Source organism: Mesorhizobium sp. M0051, from assembly GCF_040323235.1.
Lineage (GTDB): Bacteria > Pseudomonadota > Alphaproteobacteria > Rhizobiales > Rhizobiaceae > Mesorhizobium.
This window is the reverse complement of the sequence record NZ_JAMYUT010000035.1, coordinates 31960-46111: the sequence shown is the minus strand read 5'-3', so window position 1 is coordinate 46111 and position 14152 is coordinate 31960. Positions and strand designations below refer to the sequence as shown.

Annotated in this window: 13 protein-coding genes; 5 read left to right on the top strand and 8 right to left on the bottom strand. The window is 61.8% G+C overall.

Going from position 1 to position 14152, the window contains the following annotated elements:
- Positions 1-551: 551 nt before the first annotated feature.
- From NKJ90_RS28025 to NKJ90_RS28015, 3 genes are all read left to right on the top strand, one after another.
- Complete coding sequence (locus NKJ90_RS28025) at positions 552-1421, top strand: transglutaminase-like domain-containing protein (RefSeq protein WP_023762519.1); 870 nt, start codon at positions 552-554, stop codon at positions 1419-1421.
- Positions 1422-1750: 329 nt separating this feature from the next.
- Positions 1751-3229 carry a TadE/TadG family type IV pilus assembly protein gene (locus tag NKJ90_RS28020; protein ID WP_031261217.1) on the top strand — a complete coding sequence of 493 codons (1479 nt, stop codon included), beginning with the start codon at positions 1751-1753 and terminating at the stop codon, positions 3227-3229.
- A gap of 356 nt (positions 3230-3585) precedes the next feature.
- A complete protein-coding gene (locus NKJ90_RS28015; RefSeq protein ID WP_023762517.1) occupies positions 3586-4854 on the top strand; it encodes a class I SAM-dependent methyltransferase in 1269 nt (422 codons plus the stop codon).
- Positions 4855-4972: 118 nt separating this feature from the next.
- Here the strand turns inward: NKJ90_RS28015 and acs are convergent, their stop codons facing one another.
- Positions 4973-6928: an acetate--CoA ligase gene (gene acs / locus NKJ90_RS28010; RefSeq protein ID WP_023762516.1), complete on the bottom strand. Its 1956-nt coding sequence runs from the start codon at positions 6926-6928 to the stop codon at positions 4973-4975.
- Between the two features lie 315 nt (positions 6929-7243).
- Between acs and NKJ90_RS28005 the strand changes: the two genes are divergently transcribed.
- Positions 7244-7516 carry an usg protein gene (locus NKJ90_RS28005; RefSeq protein ID WP_031261216.1) on the top strand — a complete coding sequence of 91 codons (273 nt, stop codon included), beginning with the start codon at positions 7244-7246 and terminating at the stop codon, positions 7514-7516.
- A 34-nt stretch (positions 7517-7550) separates the two neighbouring features.
- On the opposite strand, the gene NKJ90_RS28000 is transcribed toward NKJ90_RS28005, so the two are convergent.
- Together NKJ90_RS28000 and NKJ90_RS27995 are read right to left on the bottom strand one after the other, a co-directional pair.
- Positions 7551-8585, bottom strand: coding sequence for an aldo/keto reductase (locus NKJ90_RS28000; RefSeq protein ID WP_352487323.1), 1035 nt, complete (start codon positions 8583-8585; stop codon positions 7551-7553).
- A 56-nt stretch (positions 8586-8641) separates the two neighbouring features.
- A complete protein-coding gene (locus tag NKJ90_RS27995) occupies positions 8642-9823 on the bottom strand; it encodes an MFS transporter (RefSeq protein ID WP_031261214.1) in 1182 nt (393 codons plus the stop codon).
- Between the two features lie 119 nt (positions 9824-9942).
- On the opposite strand from NKJ90_RS27995, the gene NKJ90_RS27990 reads away from it, so the two are divergent.
- Positions 9943-10851 (top strand): LysR family transcriptional regulator, encoded by a 909-nt coding sequence (locus NKJ90_RS27990; protein ID WP_023762512.1) that lies wholly within the window; start codon positions 9943-9945, stop codon positions 10849-10851.
- 48 nt (positions 10852-10899) lie between these two features.
- Here NKJ90_RS27990 and NKJ90_RS27985 read toward each other — a convergent pair whose 3' ends face one another.
- The 5 genes from NKJ90_RS27985 to NKJ90_RS27965 all read right to left on the bottom strand — a co-directional run bounded on the left by NKJ90_RS27985 (position 10900) and on the right by NKJ90_RS27965 (position 14039).
- The gene (locus tag NKJ90_RS27985) at positions 10900-11949 is read right to left on the bottom strand and encodes an aldo/keto reductase (protein WP_352487322.1); all 1050 of its coding nucleotides are present in this window, start codon (positions 11947-11949) and stop codon (positions 10900-10902) included.
- A gap of 115 nt (positions 11950-12064) precedes the next feature.
- Positions 12065-12484, bottom strand: a complete 420-nt coding sequence (locus NKJ90_RS27980) for a hypothetical protein (protein WP_156938635.1) — start codon at positions 12482-12484, stop codon at positions 12065-12067.
- Positions 12485-12631: 147 nt separating this feature from the next.
- Positions 12632-13033, bottom strand: a complete 402-nt coding sequence (locus NKJ90_RS27975; protein ID WP_023762508.1) for a type II toxin-antitoxin system VapC family toxin — start codon at positions 13031-13033, stop codon at positions 12632-12634.
- Entirely contained in the window at positions 13033-13287 is a 255-nt protein-coding gene (locus NKJ90_RS27970) for a type II toxin-antitoxin system Phd/YefM family antitoxin (RefSeq protein WP_023762507.1), read from the bottom strand. Before NKJ90_RS27970 ends, NKJ90_RS27975 begins: the two co-directional genes overlap by 1 nt.
- 89 nt (positions 13288-13376) lie before the next feature.
- On the bottom strand, positions 13377-14039 hold the full coding sequence (locus NKJ90_RS27965) for a YggS family pyridoxal phosphate-dependent enzyme (RefSeq protein ID WP_023762506.1): 663 nt from the start codon (positions 14037-14039) through the stop codon (positions 13377-13379).
- Between the last annotated feature and the right edge of the window lie 113 nt (positions 14040-14152).

Genomic DNA, 14152 nt, shown 5'->3' with positions numbered 1-14152 from the left:
GTATTCTTAAGCTCGTGAAGCTATGTTTTGGCCCTCACCTTGGCGCTGGCCAAGCCTTGGATCGCTCGCGAACTTGTCACTTGCCTCGAGGTCCCTCCAGCATTTCAACGTCCCGAGAAATCTTGCGTACCGTTCCATCATTTCCGGCTGTGGACGGTCCATCCTGAGCTTTAAGCTAGGTCACAGAACTCCACGGTCAACCGTCACCATATTCATAACAGCGGCCCGACCCAGATTCATAACAGCGGCACCCAGCCGCGCCATCACCGGCACTTTGTTCTTCGTGCCGTCGGCGACATTCCTCGAAATATTGCGACGCGGTCACCTCGACCGCTGGCGCGGTCCCGTCGGGCGGACCTCATTCCGACGTTGGTCAGTAGGTCTAAGTCTTGGTCAGTAAGTTCGCCACCGATAGCCTACGAGGGAAATGGCTGGGCGAACCATTCGCAAGCTGGCTGTTTTGTTGAAAAGGCGACGTCCCAATGGGAACCACAGCGCGTTCTGTCGCGTTCCAACAAACTGCTTTCCGCGATAATCGAAGGGGGACTGCGATGCTGATCCGGCTCGGCTACGAAATCGCCATCGAATGTACTGCGCCCACCCCGGTGATTTCGCTGCTCGAGATCCACAAGGACAGGCAGGCCGACATCAAGCGGCAGACGCGGCTGCTGACATCGCCTGCCGTGTCGACCAGGCTCTACCACGATCCGTACGGCAATGGCTGCCGCCGCTTCACCGCGCCCGCTGGCGGCTTTCGCATCCTCTACGACGCGGTCATCGAGGACAGCGGCGAGACGGACGAGGTCAACACAGTGGCCAGGGAAGTGCCGGTGGCGGACCTGCCGGACGAGGTGCTCGGCTATCTCCTGGGCAGCCGCTATTGCGAGACGGATCATCTAAGTGATCTGGCTTGGCAGCTCTTCGGCGAAATCCCGCCTGGTTGGGCGCGCGTGCAAGCCATCGTCGATTATGTCCACAACCGGTTGTCGTTCGGCTACGGCTATGCGCGCTCGACCCGCACCGCGGCCCAGGCGCATGAGGAGCGCGTCGGCGTCTGCCGCGACTACGCTCATCTGGCGATCACGCTGTGCCGCTGCATGAACATTCCGGCGCGCTATGTGAACGGCTATCTCGGCGACATCGGCGTGCCGATCGATCCGGCGCCGATGGATTTCTCGGCATGGCTGGAAGTGTTCCTCGACGGCAAGTGGTACACATTCGATCCCCGCCACAACATGCCGAGGATCGGCCGCGTCGTCATCGCGCGCGGCCGCGACGCCACCGACGTGCCGCTGCTGCATAGCTTCGGCCCGCACCGGCTCAGCCTGTTCAAGGTGTGGACCTACGAACAGGAAGGCAATCTGTTCAACCCGCCCTATCGCGGCATCGACAGGACCGTCAGCGCGCAGATGCTGGCTTAGTAGCCGCGAGGGTCGGACCCGACCATTTCGCGTGCTGCGGCGGTTTCGGAACAGCTGGTCCGCTTCGGCACAGAGGCCCTGTGCCGCAACAGGACGTCGTCTGGCATTGCGCGATCCCTGTAGCTGATCATGGTAAGCGGCTCGTAAACATCGCTGCCGCCCGCGGATTTCTGTTTACCGGTCGTTCACCTTGGCGCAGCTTAACGCCAAACAAAAACAAAGAGTTGGCGGTTGGAGCCTCACCTTATGAGGCGTAGCGGCGCCATCCGGCTGCAATCCTGCGTTGCCCTGTCCACGGCGACGAGGCCGAGGCAAGCGGGGGCTGTAGGATGCGGAATTACGGGGGTCTTGTTCAAGCGGTCGGCGGGTTCGCCAGGGATCGCGGTGGAAATTTCGCAGTCCTGTTCGGCCTTAGCGCCTCGGTCTTGGCGCTGGCTGCGGGCTTTTCGGTCAACATCTCGCAGCTCTACAATGCCAAATCGAGCCTCCAAGGCGTGATCGACGCCGCGGTGACATCGACGGCACGCGACCTGACCACTGGGGTCATCAAGGAAGCCGATGCCAACAATTCGGTGAAGGCTTTTCTCGACGCCAACGATACCGCCGGAATTCTACAAGCTGGCCAGGTCGTCCTTGACCGGCTGATCGTCGACAAGACCGCCAAGACGGTCCAAGTGGATGCCCATGTCGATGTTGCCTTGTTCTTCCCGATTTTCGGCATGAGCGATACGAGACGCGTCGCCGCTTCCACGACGGCGCTCTATTCGGACAAGACCATCGAAGTGGCGATGATGCTCGACATAACAGGATCGATGGCGAAGCGGGGCAACGTCGACAAGATCGGCGATCTGAAAGCAGCTGCGAAAAACGCCGTCCAGACCATGCTCCGGAACCAGGATCCGAAGAACCCCCGCGTTCGCGTCGCGATTGTGCCGTACGCATCTGGCGTGAATGCCGGCAAGCTGGCTGAAAACGTCTATGCCGAGAAGCAAGGGAGTTCCGAGCTACCACCGGTCGCCGGCGGTTCGCTTCTCGTCGCCAAGACGGGCAAAAACTTGCTGCCGTCCTTCAGCGACTACATCTCCATTGTTGGCGCGGCGATGCCGCACCCGGATAATTGCGCCACGGAGCGCAAGGACAAAAATGGCGATGCGGATTTGAGCGCCGACGGCCCGGACACGGTTCGGGCGGACGGGAACGGCAAGAAATATTACGCCCTGGTCAACCGGGATGATCATCTCGGTGGCGGGGGAATGAACAGGTGCCCTGATGCGAAAGTGATCCCGCTGACCGCCGAGTCCAGCGCATTGCTGGATTCGATCGACGACTTCCGGGCCGATGGTTACACGGCGGGCGCGATCGCCATCCAGTGGACCTATTATATGCTGTCGCCGCAATGGCGCACTGCGATCAACAATGCCGGTCTTGGCAAAGGCGCCTCGGATGCCGATCCGAAGAAGATCGCCAAGGTCGCGATCCTGATGACCGATGGCCAGTTCAACACCGCCTTCGCTGGCGTCGGGGGCAGCTACAATAGTCAGGGCAACCTTGCGCGCGGCAACGCCGAAACGTTGTGCGGTAACATGAAAAATGACGGCATCGAGATTTTCACCATCGGCTTCGATCTGAACGACAAGGACATGTCGGCAACCGAGCGGGATCAGGCGAAGGCGGTGCTGAAGGGCTGTTCATCGAAGGACACCTCAACCGCCAAGAGACATTTCTTCGACGTGTCCACCGGAGTGGAATTGGACGCCGCCTTTCAGGAAATCATCCGCAACACCGAAAAGGTCGCGTTGACTCAGTAGTCCGCAAACGGAAAAGGCCGCCTCTTCTTTCGAAGCCGGCGGCCTTCCGTGTTTCCGTCCGTGGCGCGGCCCAAGGCGGTGACCTATCAGATCACCCGCCGCGCATTTCGCGCCTTAACGGGAAGACTGCTTCCCGAAAGTGCAATCCGCTGAGGCCACGTTCTGGAAAACGAAATCACTCGACATCGGATCACCTCCTTTCGATTTGTTGAACACACCGAGATGATGGGGTCTCATTTGGGAAATGGCAAGGCGTCGTGTTGAAAAAGGCGCCAGCGGGTTTTCCGCGGGATTGCGACCGACCGGTCTGACGGGCAAACTCAACCTGACCAAGCTAGAAGCGAGGGAGGATTGTCATGGAGGCAGCCGACAAGGCAGCTCGGATCGTTCGAACGATCATCGAGACGCTGAAGCCAGGCTTCGCGGTCAGATTGTGGACCGGCGAACGGATCGGCCCGGTCACCGGCCCCGTGCTCACCATCAACGACCAGGACATCGTCTGGCAGATGGTCCGCCACCCCACCTTCTCGACGCTGATCGAAATGTGGATATCCAAGACCGTCGACATCGAAGAGGGATCGCTGTTCGATTTCTACGCCTTGCCCTCGCAAGGCAAACTCAGGACGAAGTTGAAGACATTGCCGAAGCTGGCGATCCTGCGGGACCTGCCGGCAGTGCTGTTTTCAAGGAAACAGATGACGGCGCGGACCGATCTTTCAGGACGCAATCCCTTCGTCAGCGGTTCAAGCCAGGAAGCGATCCAGCATCACTATGACATTTCGAACGCTTTCTATCGGCTCTTCCTCGACGAGCGCATGGTCTACAGCTGCGGCTACTTCAAGGATTTCGCCAACAGCATCGATCAAGCGCAGATCGACAAGCTCGACCACATCTGTCGCAAGCTCCGGCTGAAGCCTGGAGAAAGACTGCTCGACATCGGCTGTGGCTGGGGAGCGATGCTCATCCATGCCGCGAAGAACTATGGCGTCATCGGCCATGGTGTCTCGCTGTCGGAGGCGCAGACCAGTCTTGCCCGTGAGCGCATCCGCGCCGAGGGGCTGGAGGACCGCATCACCATCGAGATAAAATCCTATACGGAACTCTCCGGCTCGTTCGACAAGATATCGTCAATCGGCATGTTCGAGCATCTCGGCCTTGCCAACCATGCCGCTTATTTCTCGACCGTTCATCGCCTGCTCAATCCGGGCGGCATCTACCTGCATCACGCCATCACCAGGCGCAGCAAGGGCGACATGAAAAAGACCTTGCGCAAGGGGCCGGAATACAAGGCGCTGATTAAATACATCTTCCCCGGCGGGGAACTCGACACCATCGGCATGACGCTCGGCAATCTCGAAGCGCACGGTTTTCTCATCTACGATGTCGAGAACCTGCGCGAGCACTATGCCCGCACCTGCAGGTTGTGGGCCGAGCGATTGCGTGCACGTTTCGCGGAGGCAATCGCCGAGGTGGGCGAGCCGAAGGCACGCCTGTGGCTGCTCTACCTGACCGGCTGTTCGATCACCTTCGAGCGCGCCTCGGCGCAGATTTTCCAGACCGTCGCCACCAAGCGCGCGCGTGGCCCAAGCGGGCTGCCGCCGACGCGGGCGGATCTGTACCGGTAGCTTACAGGACACGCATCGTGTCGCCGACCTTGATGCCGGCCGGCCGATCGACGTGCAATAAACGCCGAGATTATGCGCGTTGTGGCGAACCAGAATGCCAGTGCAGTCCTGGTTTTTGTCAGGCCTTCTTGTTCTGCCGATTGGCGATCAGATCGTCGACGACGGCTGGGTCGGCCAGCGTCGAGGTGTCGCCGAGTGCCGAAAAATCATCCTCGGCGATCTTGCGCAGGATGCGGCGCATGATCTTGCCCGAGCGCGTCTTGGGCAGGCCGGGCGCGAACTGGATCTTGTCGGGCGAAGCGATGGCACCGATCTCCTTGCGGACATGAGCGATGAGCTCCTTGCGCAATTCCTCGCTCGGCTGCTCGCCGGCCATCAGCGTGACGTAGCAGTAAATGCCCTGGCCCTTGATGTCGTGCGGATAGCCTACGACGGCGGCTTCCGAAACCTTGTCGTGACTGACGAGCGCCGATTCGACTTCTGCCGTGCCCATGCGATGGCCGGAGACGTTGATGACGTCGTCGACGCGGCCGGTGATCCAATAATAGCCGTCGGCGTCGCGGCGGCAGCCGTCGCCGGTGAAGTACTTGCCCTTATAGGTCGAGAAATAGGTCTGGATGAAGCGATCGTGATCGCCATAGACGGTGCGCATCTGGCCGGGCCAGGAATCGGTGATGCACAGATTGCCGTCTGCGGCACCCTCCAGCACCTTGCCTTCGCCGTCGAGCAGTTGCGGCTTGACGCCGAAGAACGGCCGCGTCGCCGAACCTGCCTTGAGATCGGTGGCGCCAGGCAGCGGCGTGATCAGGATGCCGCCGGTCTCGGTCTGCCACCAGGTGTCGACGATCGGCACCTTGCCGTTGCCGACGACGTTGAAATACCACTCCCAGGCTTCCGGGTTGATCGGCTCGCCGACCGAACCCAGCACACGCAGCGATTTGCGCGACGTCTTGGTGACATGCGCATCGCCGGCGCCCATCAGCGCGCGCAGCGCCGTCGGCGCGGTGTAGAAGATGTTGACCTTGTGCTTGTCGATGACGTCCCAGAAGCGCGACTGCGACGGATAGTTCGGCACGCCTTCGAACATCAGCGTGGTGGCGCCGTTGGCGAGCGGGCCGTAGACGATGTAGCTGTGTCCGGTCACCCAGCCGACGTCGGCGGTGCACCAGTAGATATCGCCGTCATGGTAGTCGAAGACATATTGGTGCGTCATCGAGACGTAGACGAGGTAGCCGGCGGTGGTATGCAGCACGCCCTTCGGCTTGCCGGTCGAGCCCGAGGTATAGAGGATGAACAGCGGATCCTCGGCCTTCATCTTCTCCGGCTTGCACTCAGGCCTGACCGTCGCGACCTCGTCATGGTACCAGACGTCGCGTCCGGCCACCCAGCCGGTCTTGCCGCCGGTGCGGCGCACGACCACCACCTTTTCGACTTTCGTTCCGGCCTTCGCGGCGATGTCGATCGCCTTGTCGGCGTTGTCCTTCAACGGGATCGGCTTGCCGCCACGCAGGCCCTCATCGGCGGTGATGACGAAGGTCGACTTGCAATCGTCGATGCGACCGGCCAGCGCGTCCGGCGAAAAGCCGCCGAAGACGATCGAGTGGATCGCGCCTAGCCGAGTGCAGGCCAGCATCGCATAGGCGGCTTCCGGGATCATCGGCATGTAGATGGTGACGCGGTCGCCCTTCTTGACGCCGTGCTTCCTCATCACATTGGCAAGCCGGCAGACATGCTCGTAGAGCTCGTTGTAGGTGATCTTCTTGTCGTCGTAGGGATTGTCGCCTTCCCAGATGATGGCGGTCTGGTTGCCCCGCTTCTTCAGGTGCCGGTCGATGCAGTTGACCGAGACGTTGGTCAGCCCGTCCTCGAACCATTTTATCGAGACCTTGCCATCAAAGGAGGTGTTCTTGACCTTGCTGTAAGGCTTGAACCAGTCGATGCGCTTGCCGTGCTTGCCCCAGAACTTGTCCGGGTTCTTGACGCTGTCGGCATACCATTTCAGGTAGGTGTCATTGTCGATCAGCGCGTTTTTCTTCCACGCCGGCTGGACGCGATGGACATGAACCTCGGACATTCCGGACTTCCCTCCCAAACCGATCCGCCGGCTTGAAACGCCGGCGGGATCGCAGCAAAGCTGCCGCGAATTCGGCGGCATTATTACCAGTTCGTCCGTCATCGCAATATTAGACGTTGGATTCGCGCGGCGGGATGCCGCAGGGGGCCTATCCAAGGCTGTCAGCACTCAGATCAGCTCGCTGCTAACTGCATGTTTTCGCGCGGAAAACCCGTTCTCGATCAGGAAAAATCAATAGACAGTTAAGCAACGGCGCGCACACTCTGACCTTGGGAGGAAAGGAGACTCAACCAGAGACCGCCCAAGAGGACTGCCATGCGCGACCATTCCGAAATGGACCTGATGTTCAAAGGCTATGGCCTGACCACGGCCAAGATTCTCTATCATTTCCCCGATCATCCGCATCTATTGCAGAGCTTCATCTGGCAGGACTACGATCTGGCGCCGACGTTTCCGGTGCTGATCAAGTTCATCGAATTCTGGAAGGCCAAGCTCGACGGGCCGCTGCATTCGATCAGCTACACACACCAGAAGCTGATCGCGCCGAATGAATGGCGCAAGGTGGATGGCGAGTTCGTCTTGCACTGAACGGCGGCAGGGCCGCCGTTCAGGGGTCGCCAACTCACACCGCCGGCGGGTTCAGCCGGGCGAAGCCTTCCTGGCGGCGATAGGGGAAATACGGATAGGGCGCGGTGACTTCGCTCGCCGCGTCAAGCTTTTTCATCTGCTCCGGCGTCAAATTCCAGCCGACAGCGCCAAGGTTCTGGCGCAGCTGTTCCTCGTTGCGGGCGCCGATGATGACCGACGATACGGTCGGGCGCTGCAGCAGCCAGTTGATGGCGATCTGCGGCACGGTCTTGCCGGTTTCCCCGGCCACCGCGTCCAGCGCATCCATGACCCGGTAGAGATGCTCGTCCTCGACCGGTGGCCCGAAGCTTGCCGTGTCGTGCAGCCGGCTCTTTTCCGGCAAAGCCTGGCCACGGCGGATCTTGCCGGTCAGGCGGCCCCAGCCGAGCGGGCTCCACACCAGCGCGCCGACGCCCTGGTCGAGGCCAAGCGGCATCAGCTCCCATTCATAGTCGCGGCCGACCAGCGAGTAGTAGACCTGATGCGCGACATAGCGCGGGTAGCCGTGCTTGTCGGCTTCCCCCAGCGACTTCATCACTTGCCAGCCGGAAAAATTGGAGACGCCGACATAGCGCAACTTGCCGGCGCGTACGAGTTCGTCCAGCGTCGACAGAACCTCCTCGACAGGCGTGCCGGCATCGAAGGCATGTAGCTGCAAAAGGTCGATGTAGTCGGTGCCGAGACGTCTCAACGCGGCGTCTACCGACTTGATCAGCCGCGAACGCGACGAGCCATAATCGGCGGGGCCGTCGCCCATCGGCAGCGAAGTCTTGGTCGAGATCAGCACGGCGTCGCGGCGGCCTTTTATGGCTTCGCCAAGCACCTGTTCCGAGGCACCATTCGAGTAGACGTCGGCGGTGTCGAACAAATTGACGCCGGCTTCAAGGCAGATGTCGATCAGCCGCCGCGCTTCCCTGGCGTCGCTGTTGCCCCAGGCGCCGAACAGTGGGCCGGAACCGCCAAAGGTTCCCGCGCCAAACGAGAGTGCGGGCACTCTCAGGCCTGATGCACCGAGACGTCGATAGTCCATTTTCTTGCTCCTGGTGGTGTGGAAGAAGGGTGTCGAAAGCGATCCGGTTCAGATATTCACGACCGGACGGAGGCAGGCGCGCCGAGCGTGACGTGGCGATCGAGACGCAACGCCAGTCCCGCCACGGCGAGTGCCGTGAGCGGCAGGAGGGCGGCGACCCAGGTGAGCGCACCAAGGCCGAGGTCATGGGTAATCACCACGCCACCGAGCCAGGCACCTGCGGCGTTGCCGAGGTTGAAGGCGGCAATATTGAAGGACGAGGCGAGGCTCTGGCCCGCACCTTGCGCCTTGTCCAGCACCCACATCTGCAGCGGTGCCACGGTGGCGAAGGCGGCAACGCCAAGCAGGCCGACATAGATCACGGCCATCACCTGGCTGTGGATGGCGAAGGTCATGGTGGCGAGCACCACTGCCAGCACCACCAGACTGCCGAGCACGGCCGGCACCAGCCAGCGGTCGGCGACCTTGCCGCCCACGAGATTGCCGGCGATGAGACCGCCGCCGAAGACGAGTAGGATCGGCGATACCGCCGCTTCCTTGAAGCCGCTTATCTCGGTCAGCAGCGGGGCGATGTACGTGAAGACCATGAAGACACCGGCATAGCCGAGCACGGTGGTGGCGAGGCCGAGCAGGACGGGCGTGCGGCGCAGCACAGCCAGATCGGCGCGGAGCTCGCTCTTTTCGGGCGCTATCCGGCTGCGTGGCACCAGAGCCAGGATAACGGCGAAAGCCGCCAGACCGACTAGGGTCACCACCCAGAAAGTCGCGCGCCAGCCAAAGGTCTGGCCGAGCCAGGTGCCGAAGGGCACGCCGAGGATGTTGGCGATGGTCAGGCCGGTGAACATCAGCGCGATCGCCGAGGCCTTCCTGTTGGGTGCGACCAGTCCGGTGGCGACAACAGAGCCGACGCCGAAGAAGGTGCCATGGGCAAAGGCGGTGATGATGCGGGCGCCCATCAAAGTCCAGTAGTCTGGCGCCAGCGCACAGGCTAGATTGCCAAGCGTGAAGATCGCCATCAGCGCCAGAAGCACGGTCTTGCGCGGCCAGTTGCCGGTGGCGATGGTCAGCAACGGCGCGCCGATGACGACGCCAAGCGCATAGCCGGAAATGAGCTGGCCGGCGGCCGAGATCGAGACGCCGAGATCCTTGCTGACATCGAGCAGCAGACCCATGATGACGAATTCGGTGACACCGATGCCGAAGGCACCGGCGGCGAGAGCGTAGAGAGCAAGAGGCATGGCGGTTTCCACTTCGATGGCGAGGAGCGCCGTCCCGCGCCCCGGCCCGAAAGATCGTGTCACCGTGCATTGTGAACCAGACTTGCTCTGGGCATATTTTCTGTGAAATAGATTCACAGATGGCTAGACCCGACATCAATCGCTCCGGCGAGATCGAAGTCTTCGTTCGTGTTGTCGAGGACGGTAGTTTTTCCTCCGCGGCACGCGCATTGCGGATGACGCCGTCGGCGGTCAGCAAGCTGATCGCGCGGCTGGAGGCGCGGCTCGGCGCGCGGCTGGTCAGCCGTTCGACGCGAAAACTGCAACTGACGCCGGAAGGCACCGCGTTCTACGAAAGCGGCCTGCGTATCCTCGCCGACATGGCGGCGGCCGAGCAGGAGGCCGCGGCGGGTGCGGCACCGCGCGGACGGCTGCGCGTCAACACCTACGTTCCCTTCGGAGTGCACCGGCTGATCCCGCTGCTGCCGCGCTTCCTCGAGCGCTATCCCGAGATTTCGGTCGATCTGGTGCTGAGCGACAGCGTCATCGACCTGATGGCGGAACGTGCCGACGTCGCCATTCGTGCCGGGCCGCTCAGCGAATCACGGCTGATGGCGCGAAAGCTTGGGCAAAGCCCGGTGGTGGTCGTCGCGGCGCCCTCATACGTCGAAACGCACGGGACGCTGCTGACACCGACCGATCTCGACAGGCACAACCGCATGGGCTTCGGTTTCGTGCGGCACCTCGACGGTTGGCCTTTTCTCGATGCGGCTGGCAACTCCATCATGGTTCCAATCATCGGCAACACGCTGGTGAGCGATGGCGAGGCAATGCGGCTGATGGCGTTGGCGGGCGCGGGCATCGCCCGGCTGGCCCGCTGGCACGTGGCGGCCGATATCGCTGCCGGCCGGCTGGTGCCGCTGCTCGAGGATTTCAATCCAGGCGATGAGGAGGCCACCCACGCCGTCTATGTCGGCCAAGGCCGGCATCTGCCGGCGCGGGTGCGCGCCTTTCTCGATTTTCTCGGGGAGAGCGTTCGGCTGAGCTGACTGGCACTCGGGAGCCCATGGGCTCCCGAGATGTCGGCATTGGCCGCGTTATGGTTTCGGCGTGAACGGCGCCGGACGCCGGCCGGCAGCCTGACGCTCCAGCATCCAGCCGGGATATTCGGCCGGCAAGGCGCTGACATCATCGAGGCGGACAAGATCGTCGGCGTCGAGCCTCAGCTGCGTCGCCGCAAGATTCTGCTCCAGCTGCTCCATGCGGCTCGCGCCGATGATGACGCTCATCACGAAGGGTTTGGCCAGAACATAGCCCAGCGCGACTGTCGCGACACTCACGTCATGCTTTTTGGCGATCTCGCGCATGACGGCCACAGCCGCCCAGGCGCGGTCCTCGTTGACCGGTGGGAAGTTGAAGGAAGCGCGGCGCCCTTCGCCATTGCCCGGTGCGCCGGGCCCGTATTTACCCGACAGCAGTCCGCCGGCCATCGGCGACCACACCATCAGGCCGAGCTTCTCCTCATTGAGCAGCGGCACGATCTCGCGTTCAAGGTCGCGACCGGCTATCGAGTAATACGACTGGACGGTCTCGAAGCGAGCAAAACCCTTGCGGTCGGCGATGCCGAGCGCCTTGGCGATGCGCCAGGCCTGCCAGTTAGAGACACCGGCATAGCGGACCTTGCCGCTTGCAACGAGATCGTCCAGCGCCCGCAGCGTCTCGTCGATCGGCGCCACGGTGTCGGTGCCGTGCAGCTGATAGAGATCGATATGGTCGAGCTGCAGCCGCTCGAGACTGGCGTCGACCGAATCCATGATGTGGCCGCGTGACGAGCCACGCTGGTTTGGGCCTTCGCCCATGGCGCCGTGCACCTTGGTGGCGATGACAACATTCTGTCTGTTGACGCCGAGATCCCTGAGCGACTGGCCGAGCAGCCGTTCGGACGCGCCGAAGGAGTAGACGTCGGCGGTGTCGAAGAAATTGACCCCGGCGGCGAGCGAGCGGGCAACGATCTCGTTGACGCCCTTCTGGTCGAGGCTGGCGATCAGGCCCCATTGGGCATTTTCGCCGGCGGCACCGAAGGTCATGGTGCCGAGGCAGAGTTCGGAGACGAACATCCCCGTATTTCCAAGCTGGTTATAACGCATGGTGGAGGCTCCAGAGAGTTTGTGACGACACAAAACAAATAGGAACGGTACGTTTCGTTTCTAGTGTTGGCCCAAAGAATTTCTCATCTGGCCAATGCCTGGACGTGCCCGACGGTCAGCTGGCCAGTAGCGCCACGATCGCGAAGGCTGTCATGCCGAAGGCGACGGCGGCAAGCGGCAGCAGAATTTCGAGCAGCGCTCTCTTGGAGGCAACGCGGTTGCCCTGGCCGAGATCGAATTCGCCGGCGATCCAATCCTCGAAGCTGCCGATGCTCGCGGGTGTCCACGGGCGGTGCCGATACCAGACATGCCCGGCGACGGCCGGCAACGCCACCGCCATAACAAGGAAGCCGGTCATGACGACGAGAAGATAATCGGCGTAGCTGCTGCCGCCGAAGCCTGCCCAGGCGGACAATGCGTACCACCCGGCAAGCCCAGCAATCAGACCGTAGATGTCTGGATGCAGCCGGTCGGAGACATGCCGGTTGTGAGGCCGGTCACGGGGTTGATTGGGGGAAAGGTGTTCGTTGTTCATGATGCCCTCCTTCGACATTGCAAAGGAACGGCCATGACGGTCGCTCAGGTCTCCGACGGAGGTAGGGAGGGGGCGCGGCATCGCAATGCGATGCTATGACGCGGCTGCCGCATCCAACCTCCGGGCTTTGTGGCAATGTGGGACGGGTCAGATCACCCAGGGATTGAAGACCGTCACGCCGGTATTATCAAAGTCGGCAACATTGCAGGTCACGAGAATGAGGTCATGGACAAGCGCGGTTGCCGCGATGAGCGTGTCGGCGCTGCCCCGTGTACGACCAGCAGTGATGCGCCCCCAAGCCAACGCGACATCTTCCGTAACGGCAAGAATGCGGTCGGCGTTGTCGCGGCGAAGCTCGCGCAGCCACATATCGAGACGCGTGGCCCTTTCAGCATCGACCTTACGCTGCTTGACGATTCCGCGTTCGATTTCACCAATTGTGATGACGCTGAGATTCAGGGAGTCCGGATCGATCGAAGCCAGCCACGCAGTCGGCTTGGGTAGCCGCCTCTGCACGTCCGAAACGATGTTCGTGTCGAGCAGGTACATCAGAGGTCGACATCCCGAATCATCGTATCCGAGCGACGGTTGACCTCCTCGGCGAAATCATCGTCCCAGACCGGGCCCGTCAAAAGATACTCGGCAAGGCTTTTCTTCTTTCCGGCCAAGCGGTCGTAGTCTTCCGCAGAGAGCACCACTGCGGCGCGCTCGCCGCGCAGGGTCACCGTCTGCGGTCCCTCGCTGCGCGCGCGTTGAACCACCTTGGAAAAATTGTTCTTTGCGTCCTGAAGATGCCAGTTCATGCGAATGCTTCCTAGCTAGCTTGGCTAGATATAGCATTGTTGCGGTGAGGCAGCAAGAAATGCCGCGCTCGAACTGCAACTATCAATGGCTATCGAATGCCGAAGATCGCGGAACCGACCCTGACGCTGGTGGCGCCGAAGGCGACTGCAGTCTCGTAGTCGCCGGACATGCCCATCGACAGCTTGGCGACGCCGGCCTCACGGCCAAGCTTCTCCAGCAGGGCAAAGTGCGGACCCGGATTTTCATCAGCTGGCGGGATGCACATCAGGCCCTCGATGGCGAGGCCGTGCACATCGCGGCAGCGGGCGACGAAGGCGACGGCCTGGCGCGGCTCGATGCCGGCCTTCTGCGGCTCGGAGCCGGTGTTGACCTGGACATAAAGCCTTGGCGCATGGCCTTGCCTGGCGATCTCCTTGGCAAGTTCGGCGGCGATCTTCTCGCGATCGACCGTCTCGATGACATCGAACAACGTCACCGCCTCTTTCGCCTTGTTCGACTGCAGCGGGCCGATCAGATGCAGTTCGATATCCGCAAATGCCTCCTTCAGCGCCGGCCATTTGCCTTGCGCTTCCTGCACCCGGTTTTCGCCGAAGACGCGCTGGCCGGCCTCGATGACCGGGCGTATGTCGGCGGCGTCAAAAGTCTTGGAAACCGCGACCAGCGTCACCGCTCCAGCCTGGCGGCCAGCCTCGTGTTCCGCCGCAGCAATCCTGGCCTTGACCGTGAAAAACTGCTGAACGGCGTCGCCCATATGCAAATCCTGCTGTTTTGGCCCGCGTTTTTGTCAGACGCGATACCCATATGGTTGACGGGTTTGCCAAACCATGGTGAACACCCGGACCACATTCCCTGAACTGCCGAGCC